Raw genomic sequence first — 8019 nt, forward strand, 5'->3', positions numbered from 1 at the left:
TATATATAGTGCGAGCGTCTCCCTCGCGACAGATATCGCGAGCGAGACGCTCGCACTTGGCATCCAAATATATAATTCCGATGCTACCGGAAACGATATCAGAGACAGTTTGTAAGTCATACATTTCCCACAACCTGTAGGGGCGGATTCACCAACAACAATAGCCTCCAATCGAAAATCTCCTCAACCCGCCCCCCTCAGAGATCAATACCAGTAAATTATCGTGAAAGGATAGTATTTTTTTTGAGAATTAGGATTAAAACCAGCTACTATAGTGAGTTGTCTGTTGTCCTTAGTTACCAATTCCCCATTCCCCATTCCCCGATTCCCCATTCCCCGATTCCCATTCCCCATCCCCCATTCCCCATCCCCCATTCCCCATTCCCCATTCCCCATTAAATGAATCAATATTTTGCTACAGTTGCGCGCGGTTTAGAAACAATTGCCGCCCAAGAATTAGAAAGTTTAGGGGCGCAAGATGTCAAGCCCGATTTTACAGGAGTTTACTTCGCGGGCGATCGCGCTTTATTGTACCGCGTCAATCTGTGGTCGAGAACAATTTTTCGAGTGCTCATGCCGATCGCCGAATTCCGGTGTTACGACTCAAATATGCTCTACCGCGAAGTCCAGAAAATTCCTTGGGACGAATACCTAGAGCCTCACAATACTTTAGCCGTGAACTGCACCGGTGGCAACGAAAATTTAAATCACACCCACTTTACAGCATTGCAGGTCAAAAATGCGATCGCCGACCAACAGCGCCTGCAATTTAACAAACGTTCCAATGTTGATGTCGAAAATCCCGATTTACTCATCAACCTTCACATCCATCGAGACCGCGCTATTTTGAGCTTAGACAGTTCCGGCGGCAGTTTGCACCGCCGGGGATACCGCCCCGCAATGGGGCTGGCTCCGCTCAAAGAAACCCTCGCTGCGGCCCTATTAGAGATGGCAGAATGGACGGCAGATTTACCATTTTTAGACCCGATGTGCGGTTCCGGAACTTTGCCCTTGGAAGCGACTTTAAAGGCCTTGAACATTGCGCCGGGATTGTTTCGTGAAAAGTTTGGATTTATGACGTGGCGCGATTTTGACGAACCTTTGTGGGATAAATTGTGGGCTGAAGCAGAGAGCAGCGAATTGCCGGAACTTCCAGAAATAATCGCCGGGTGCGATCGCGATTCTGATATGTTAGATCAAGCTCGCACTAACGCCCAGCAAGCAGGTATTTCAGGTAAAATCAAGTTTGCTCGTACCGAATTATCCGAGTTGGAACCACCGACAGATAGAGGCATTTTGATTTGCAATCCTCCCTACGGAGAGCGCCTGGGAGATGCTAGCGAATTGGGAGATTTGTACAAGATGTTGGGCGATATTTTCAAACAGCGTTTTAAAGGTTGGAATGCGTTTATTTTGACCGGAAATAAGGAGTTGGGAAAACAGGTTGGACTCAGAACATCGAAGCGAATTCCGGTTTTTAATGGCTCGATTCCCTGTACCTTGCTCAAGTATGAATTGTATTGAGGAGTTCGAGTAAATATCAACTCTAGCTGACAAAATGACGTATTGATTGGAAAAGGTTAGGCAAAATGAAAATCTTTGAAGTAGACAGACACAAGCTCATATTGGGAGATGTGTTAGAAGTCCTTTCTCATGAAATTAAAGACAACTCAGTCGATTTGATTTTTGCCGATCCTCCCTATAATATTGGCAAAGACTTCAATGGTTTTAAAGATAAGTGGGAATCAGAGAGCGATTATTTAGAATGGAGTTATACCTGGTTGAATTTATGTATTGATAAGCTCAGGCACAACGGCAGCTTGTATCTCATGGCTTCAACTCAATGTATGCCTTACTTCGATTTATATTTGCGCGATCGTTTGACAATTCTTTCACGAATAGTGTGGTACTATGACAGCTCGGGAGTCCAAGCAAAAAAATACTACGGTTCTTTGTACGAACCTATTTTATATTGTGTCAAAGACAAACGAAATTATACATTTAATTCCTCAGATATTCTGGTAGAGGCAAAAACCGGCTCAGTCAGAAAACTAATTGATTACCGCAAGTCTACACCATCAGTATATAATTCTCAAAAAGTTCCAGGTAATGTATGGGAGTTTCCGAGAGTCAGATATCGTATGCCTGAGTATGAAGATCACCCTACCCAAAAACCAACATCTTTGTTAGAACGAATTGTCAAAGCAAGCAGTAATGAGGGAGACGTTGTATTAGACGTATTTTCTGGGACTTTTACGACATCATTTGTTGCCAAACAGCTTAAGAGAAAGTCAATCGGAATAGAATTACAAGAAAAATATGTACAAATAGGATTGAATAGGTTACAGATTAATTCTGATGACCAGAAAAACAAGCAAAATTCCGAAGTCAATTCAGGTAAAATGTCACCACAACAGTTAACACTCAACTTACAATTGTGAGCAAATGGAACATGAATTCACCAAAATAATTAAGCAGATTTTAGCAGAAAATTTTGGCGCGTCTGGCGAGCAAATATTTACTGCAAGCGAGCTAATTCAATATTTGAATATCAAAACTCAATCTGCAAATAGAGGCTCAAAATCAAGAGGGAGTTTTGCGAATTTGTATGCTATCTATGTTTTAGTTGAAGACTATTTTTTAAAAGGTTTTCATCAAAGCGATATGTATTCAGATTATGCGGGTGCAGTTTATACAAATATTTTTAAGAGACAGCGCGAATTACCGTTTGGACAAAAGCTTCAAAACCATGCTTTGAACCACAGGCTTAATGAAGAATTTAAAAGATATTTTCCTACTTGTGACTTTATTCCAGTTTTGAGAAATCCAAAAACTAACAGGTATTGGTTTAACGAAAATTTATTAAAAGTTAAAATTCAGGAAAAGGTACATAATATAACAGAAACAGTAATTCAAATCATTGATGCTTACGTTGAAGCTAAGAGAGATAGCTTTGACAAGTTTCTGCAACTTTGTAAAGAGGCTCAAGCATTGACGGAGAACCAAGTAATACAATTTATCAAACAAATAGTTGCACCAACTGTAGATGCTAGAATATTCGAGATAGTCAGCTACAGTATCTTAAAATACTACTATAGTGACATATATATCTATTGGGGTTATGAGCTTGATAGGCTCCAGCAAGAAAATTTACAACTGTTTAAAACAGGTCGGACAAATGCAAATGATGGCGGAATTGATTTTGTAATGAAGCCTCTAGGACGTTTTTTTCAGGTAACAGAAACTGTAGATATGAATAAATATTTCTTAGACATTGATAAAATTGAAAGGTATCCGATAACATTTGTAGTTAAATCTTCAGATTCCGATATTGAGATTAGACGTAAAATTGAAGCGCAGGCTCGAAAACAGTATTCAATAAATGCGATCGTGTCGCGTTATATGGAATGTATAGAAGAAATAATCAATGTTGCTATTCTGATAGACCGATTTGAAGAAGCTGTTGCCAAAGGGTATTTAAATAATATATTAAATGAAATTATCAAGCAGAGCAGATTGGAATTTAATTATGAGGACGAGGAAGAAAATTTAGAAATTGAACTGTTAGACACTTCCCTCGATGATGAATGATTCAATTTCAACTAATATTGTTTGCAATAAGGACTAAAGTCCTTACTACAAACGTCACTAATTACTGAAAATTAATGCTCGATTTTGAGCGAAATAATCTTGTCGCCCTGGCGGATCGCATTCACCACAGACATATCCTCAGTTTTACCAAAAGTTGTGTGAACTCCGTCTAAATGAGACTGGGGAGAATGGCAAATAAAGAATTGGCTGCCACCAGTATCGCGGCCTGCGTGAGCCATCGATAAAGTGCCGGCCAAATGTTTGTTCGAGTTGATTTCACACTTGATTTTGTAGCCGGGCCCGCCAGTTCCTGTACCTTTGGGACAGCCACCTTGAACCATAAAGTTAGGAATGACTCGGTGAAACAATAGTCCGTCGTAAAAACCTTTTTCCGCCAAGTCAACAAAATTTTTCACTGTATTCGGCGCATCCGCATCGAACAGTTCCAAATTGATTGTACCTTTGTCGGTTTCCATAATAGCGCGGGTCATAATTTCTCCTTGCTTCCTAAAATGAGTGCGGTGTCTGCGTTTTAATTGCGGACTTTGGTTTAATAGCGACAGGTTGCAAGCTGTCACTATATTTTAACTTTCAGAAGTGTAGCATACTCCGGCAAATCTCATAGGACTTGGGCCGGCTTTCTGAGCAAACCCGGTTTCTGGCGAGATTTGTGGTTAGCAAAGCCAACATTTTCCCAGAAACAAGGGTTTAGAGGGTAAGTGCTATTTTAATTGTCGATCGCTTTTGGGCGATCGGGTTCTTCCTGCATATCATTCATATTAAAAATGAAAGGAACCCGACTCGAATTGCTACCCATAACCAATACTTTTGGCATCTGAGCGCCGCCGCTTCTCCAAGCTTCGATCGCCTCTTTTTGCAGCACCAAATCGCCGCCTTGAGCCTTCAGAGTTTCTGCCAAAAGCCGTTGAGCTTCCGCCCTACCTTGAGCGCGGTTAATATCAGCTTGAGCTTGCTGTTCAGCTTCTTGAGCAACATAAACAGCCCTTTGCGCCCGCTGTTCGGCCACCTGTTTTTCCTCAACTGCTTTGGCAAAATCTGTGGAAAATCGAATGTTGACAACGCTCGTGTCGAGCACAATTACATCATACTTTGATAGCCGTTCCTTCAGTGCACTATCAAAGTCTCGTTTCAGTTCGCTTCTTTGAGTAATAGATTGTTCGGCGGTTCTCAGCGCAGCGGCTGTTTTAAATGCTTCTTGCGTCTGAGGAGCAATAATTTTAGAGACTATATTCTCCAAGGTTCCTTGAGTCCTTCTGACATCGACTACCCTTGCTGGATCTAGGCGAAAATTGATCGCAAAACTAGCATTTAAATCCTGAAGGTCTTTAGTAGCACTCTGGGCGGGAACTTCAAACTTTTGCACTGTGACATCATAGACATCTACCTTGGATATCAGCGGGGGTCTGAAGTGAAATCCCTCTAACAAAGCTCCATCAGTGGCTTTTCCTAAAATGCTAACCACCCCTGCTTCACCTGGATTGATGACAACAAAAGAGTTGAAGCCCAGGAGCAGCGCGACTACTAATAGAATCCCAGCGATCGCTGACGTTACGCTCTGGAAACTTTGACTTTTCAAAATATACGCTCCTTTGTGATACATCTATTATAATGGTTAATATACCTCTTGTGAAAACGATCGTGACAGGCTAGAAGCCCATCCCACATTTTGGGTGGGATGGGCTTCTAGCCTGTCCCCAAAATTTGATTCAAAAGACTTTCACAATCTAGTCTGATGAATGGGAGCGCCTCTAAAGTCTCAAATCTAAAATCGGTTATGAAAATTGTTAAATATCCTAGAACTTATCATATCGAAGGTTCGCGTTTCCAGCCGGGTGATGAAGACCTCGACAGCGTGCCGTTTAGCGCTATTGCCGTTAGCGCAGCCCTCGGAGAGGATCGCCCTTTAATTATCGAAGAAAAGGTAGACGGCGCCAATACAGGCATCAGCTTCGCCTCAGACGGGCAAATGCTGCTGCAAAGTCGCGGCCACTATCTCACCGGCGGCCCGCGAGAAAAACATTTTAACTTGTTCAAACAGTGGGCTTTCAGTCTCAGCGGAGTCCTGGGAGAAGTGCTGGGAAATCGTTATATTTTGTACGGCGAATGGCTTTATGCAAAACATACGGTTTTTTATGATTTTCTGCCGCACTTTTTTATGGAATACGATGTGCTGGACTTGGAAACAAGTCAGTTTTTGAGTACAGAAGCCCGCCGCAAGTTGTTAAGCGGATTGCCGTTAGTATCAGTTCCTGTTCTGTTTTCGGGAGTGGTAAAATCGCCCAAGCACTTGATGCAGTTGATGGATAAATCTAATTTTATTCAACCGGGGCATTTGGAGCGGTTGCGCTTGCAGTGTCGGGAATTGGGATTGGATGAAGAGCGGTGTTTGAAAGAGACTGATAATAGCGATCGCATGGAGGGTCTGTATATTAAAGTCGAAGCAGATGGAATTGTCAAGGCGCGTTATAAGTACGTGCGCGCTAGCTTTTTGACTGCAATTAAAAATGCGGAGGGACATTGGCTGAATCGCCCGATTGTACCGAATATTTTGCGTCCGGGTGCTGATTTATTTGAGTTTAGATGAGAGTCGGCGGTTGAAACCGCTGAGTTTACGGGCACACAAACCATGTCCGCCTCCGCGGACTAAGAGATTGCGTTATTAATAGATAAGAGTCGGCGGTTGAAACCGCTGCTAGACAAACAATGTCCGCCTCCGCGGACTAAGAAATTAAGAAATTAATAAATAAGAGTCGGCGGTTGAAACCGCGGAGTTTACGGGCACACAAACCATGTCCGCCTCCGCGGACTAAGAAATTAAGAAAATAACAAATAGGTGAAACTATGGCTGCTCTATTATCACACTCTGCAACTTGGACTTTTCCCTTTTGTCCAGAACCGCCCGATTGGTTCCTGGATTGGGAGAGCATTTACAATCATTTTGATTGGATTCAAAACTTAGAAGGATGTCAGCAAGACCCGATTTATCACGCTGAAGGTGATGTTTTAATTCATACCAAAATGGTCTGCGAAGCTTTAATATTTTTGCCGAATTGGCGGCAGCTTTCTGTACAAGAACGCTCAATGCTTTTTGCTGCGGCTTTGCTCCACGATGTCGCCAAACCTGCTTTTACAAAGATAGAAGAAAATGGCAGAATTAGCTCGAAAGGTCACGCCCGTCAAGGTGCGAGGATGGTCAGACAAATTTTAGCTCAATTTGACCCGCCGGTGCAGTTTAGCATTCGAGAGACTGTTTGCGCGATCGTCCAATTCGGCAGTTTACCCATCTGGCTGCTGGAAAAACCCAACCCGCAGCAGTCTGTAATTAAGGCCAGTCAAGTTGTCCGCTGCGATTTCCTCGCACTTTTAGCAGAAGCAGACGTGCGCGGCCGCGAGTGTAGCGACAGACAAGAAATTCTGGATAAAATACAGCTATTTCGGGAGTTTTGTCAAGAAAATAATTGTTTGGATTCTCCGCGACAATTCCCGTCAGCCCACAGCCGATTTATCTACTTCCGCAAAGACAACGGGAACCCAGATTATGAAGCATTTGACGATACTCGATGCGAAGTTGTTTTGATGTCGGGATTACCCGGAAGCGGTAAAGATTATTGGATTAGAGAAAATCTACCCAATTGGCCTGTTATTTCCTTGGACGCGCTGCGAAAAGAGATGAATGTTCCTCCCGATGAAACTCCCGGAAATGTCATCGTGGAAGCTAAAAATCGTGCGCGGGAATACATGAAATCGGGACGTTCTTTTGTGTGGAATGCTACCAATACGACCAAACAAATGCGCCAGCAATTAATTAATTTCTTTGCTGGTTATCAAGTGCGTATTCGGATTGTTTACCTGGAAGTTCCCTTGGAGGAAATCTTGAGGCGGAATCGATCGCGCACAGCAACAGTCCCAGAAGCGGTAATTCAACGATTGGCTAATCGCCTGGATATCCCAGATATCACCGAAGCGCATCAGGTAGAATGGATTGTAGACTTCTTGCAAAAGCCCTTTTAATCAAATGTTAGGACGTTGCTCTGAGCCTCGTCCTAGCTATTAAAGAAGCTATCCCTCTCGATGAATCGCCCGTATTTGCTCAAGGCGCTACCAACTCCTTTTTCCCTAACAGAGAATCCTGATAATGCGCCAACAAATCAGCAGGACGAGCGTAAATTTTCGCAGCACCAGTCAGCGAAGCATCATCGAAATCTCCGCACCTAAAAGCAATTACTGGCACCCCGCACTTGCTCGCAGCTTCGATATCGTAAGGAGTATCAGCTAACATCACAACCTGACTCGCTTCCATCTGCAATTTGCTCAAAGCAGCAAATCCAGGACTAAAGTCCCCACTACGAACCTAAGGTTTGATCGTTCGGACTTTAGTCCTCTATAAGGTTTGATCGTTCGGACTTT

The 8019-nt window shown here is 43.0% G+C and carries 9 protein-coding genes; 5 read left to right on the plus strand and 4 right to left on the minus strand.

Going from position 1 to position 8019, the window contains the following annotated elements; all coding sequences use genetic code 11:
* Nucleotides 1-204: 204 nt before the first annotated feature.
* On the minus strand, nt 205-396 hold the full coding sequence (locus QT974_RS27725; protein WP_333471618.1) for a hypothetical protein: 192 nt from the start codon (nt 394-396) through the stop codon (nt 205-207).
* Nucleotides 397-399: 3 nt separating this feature from the next.
* Between QT974_RS27725 and QT974_RS27730 the strand changes: the two genes are divergently transcribed.
* The 3 genes from QT974_RS27730 to QT974_RS27740 all read left to right on the plus strand — a co-directional run bounded on the left by QT974_RS27730 (nt 400) and on the right by QT974_RS27740 (nt 3591).
* Nucleotides 400-1524: a THUMP domain-containing class I SAM-dependent RNA methyltransferase gene (locus QT974_RS27730; RefSeq protein ID WP_333471619.1), complete on the plus strand. Its 1125-nt coding sequence runs from the start codon at nt 400-402 to the stop codon at nt 1522-1524.
* A 65-nt stretch (nt 1525-1589) separates the two neighbouring features.
* A complete protein-coding gene (gene yhdJ, locus QT974_RS27735) occupies nt 1590-2441 on the plus strand; it encodes an adenine-specific DNA-methyltransferase (protein WP_333471620.1) in 852 nt (283 codons plus the stop codon).
* 4 nt (nt 2442-2445) lie between these two features.
* Nucleotides 2446-3591: a restriction endonuclease gene (locus QT974_RS27740; protein WP_333471621.1), complete on the plus strand. Its 1146-nt coding sequence runs from the start codon at nt 2446-2448 to the stop codon at nt 3589-3591.
* A gap of 71 nt (nt 3592-3662) precedes the next feature.
* Here QT974_RS27740 and QT974_RS27745 read toward each other — a convergent pair whose 3' ends face one another.
* Nucleotides 3663-4082 carry a peptidylprolyl isomerase gene (locus QT974_RS27745; RefSeq protein WP_293186298.1) on the minus strand — a complete coding sequence of 140 codons (420 nt, stop codon included), beginning with the start codon at nt 4080-4082 and terminating at the stop codon, nt 3663-3665.
* 236 nt (nt 4083-4318) lie between these two features.
* The gene (locus tag QT974_RS27750; RefSeq protein WP_333471622.1) at nt 4319-5188 is read right to left on the minus strand and encodes a prohibitin family protein; all 870 of its coding nucleotides are present in this window, start codon (nt 5186-5188) and stop codon (nt 4319-4321) included.
* A 198-nt stretch (nt 5189-5386) separates the two neighbouring features.
* Here QT974_RS27750 and QT974_RS27755 point away from each other — a divergent pair, with 198 nt between their 5' ends.
* Entirely contained in the window at nt 5387-6196 is an 810-nt protein-coding gene (locus QT974_RS27755) for an RNA ligase family protein (protein WP_333471623.1), read from the plus strand.
* 257 nt (nt 6197-6453) lie between these two features.
* Nucleotides 6454-7623 carry an AAA family ATPase gene (locus QT974_RS27760; RefSeq protein ID WP_333471624.1) on the plus strand — a complete coding sequence of 390 codons (1170 nt, stop codon included), beginning with the start codon at nt 6454-6456 and terminating at the stop codon, nt 7621-7623.
* A gap of 79 nt (nt 7624-7702) precedes the next feature.
* Here the strand turns inward: QT974_RS27760 and QT974_RS27765 are convergent, their stop codons facing one another.
* Entirely contained in the window at nt 7703-7927 is a 225-nt protein-coding gene (locus tag QT974_RS27765; protein WP_333471625.1) for an HAD family hydrolase, read from the minus strand.
* Nucleotides 7928-8019: the final 92 nt, after the last annotated feature.

The organism is Microcoleus sp. BM001215392 (genome assembly GCF_036700185.1).
GTDB lineage: Bacteria > Cyanobacteriota > Cyanobacteriia > Cyanobacteriales > Microcoleaceae > Microcoleus.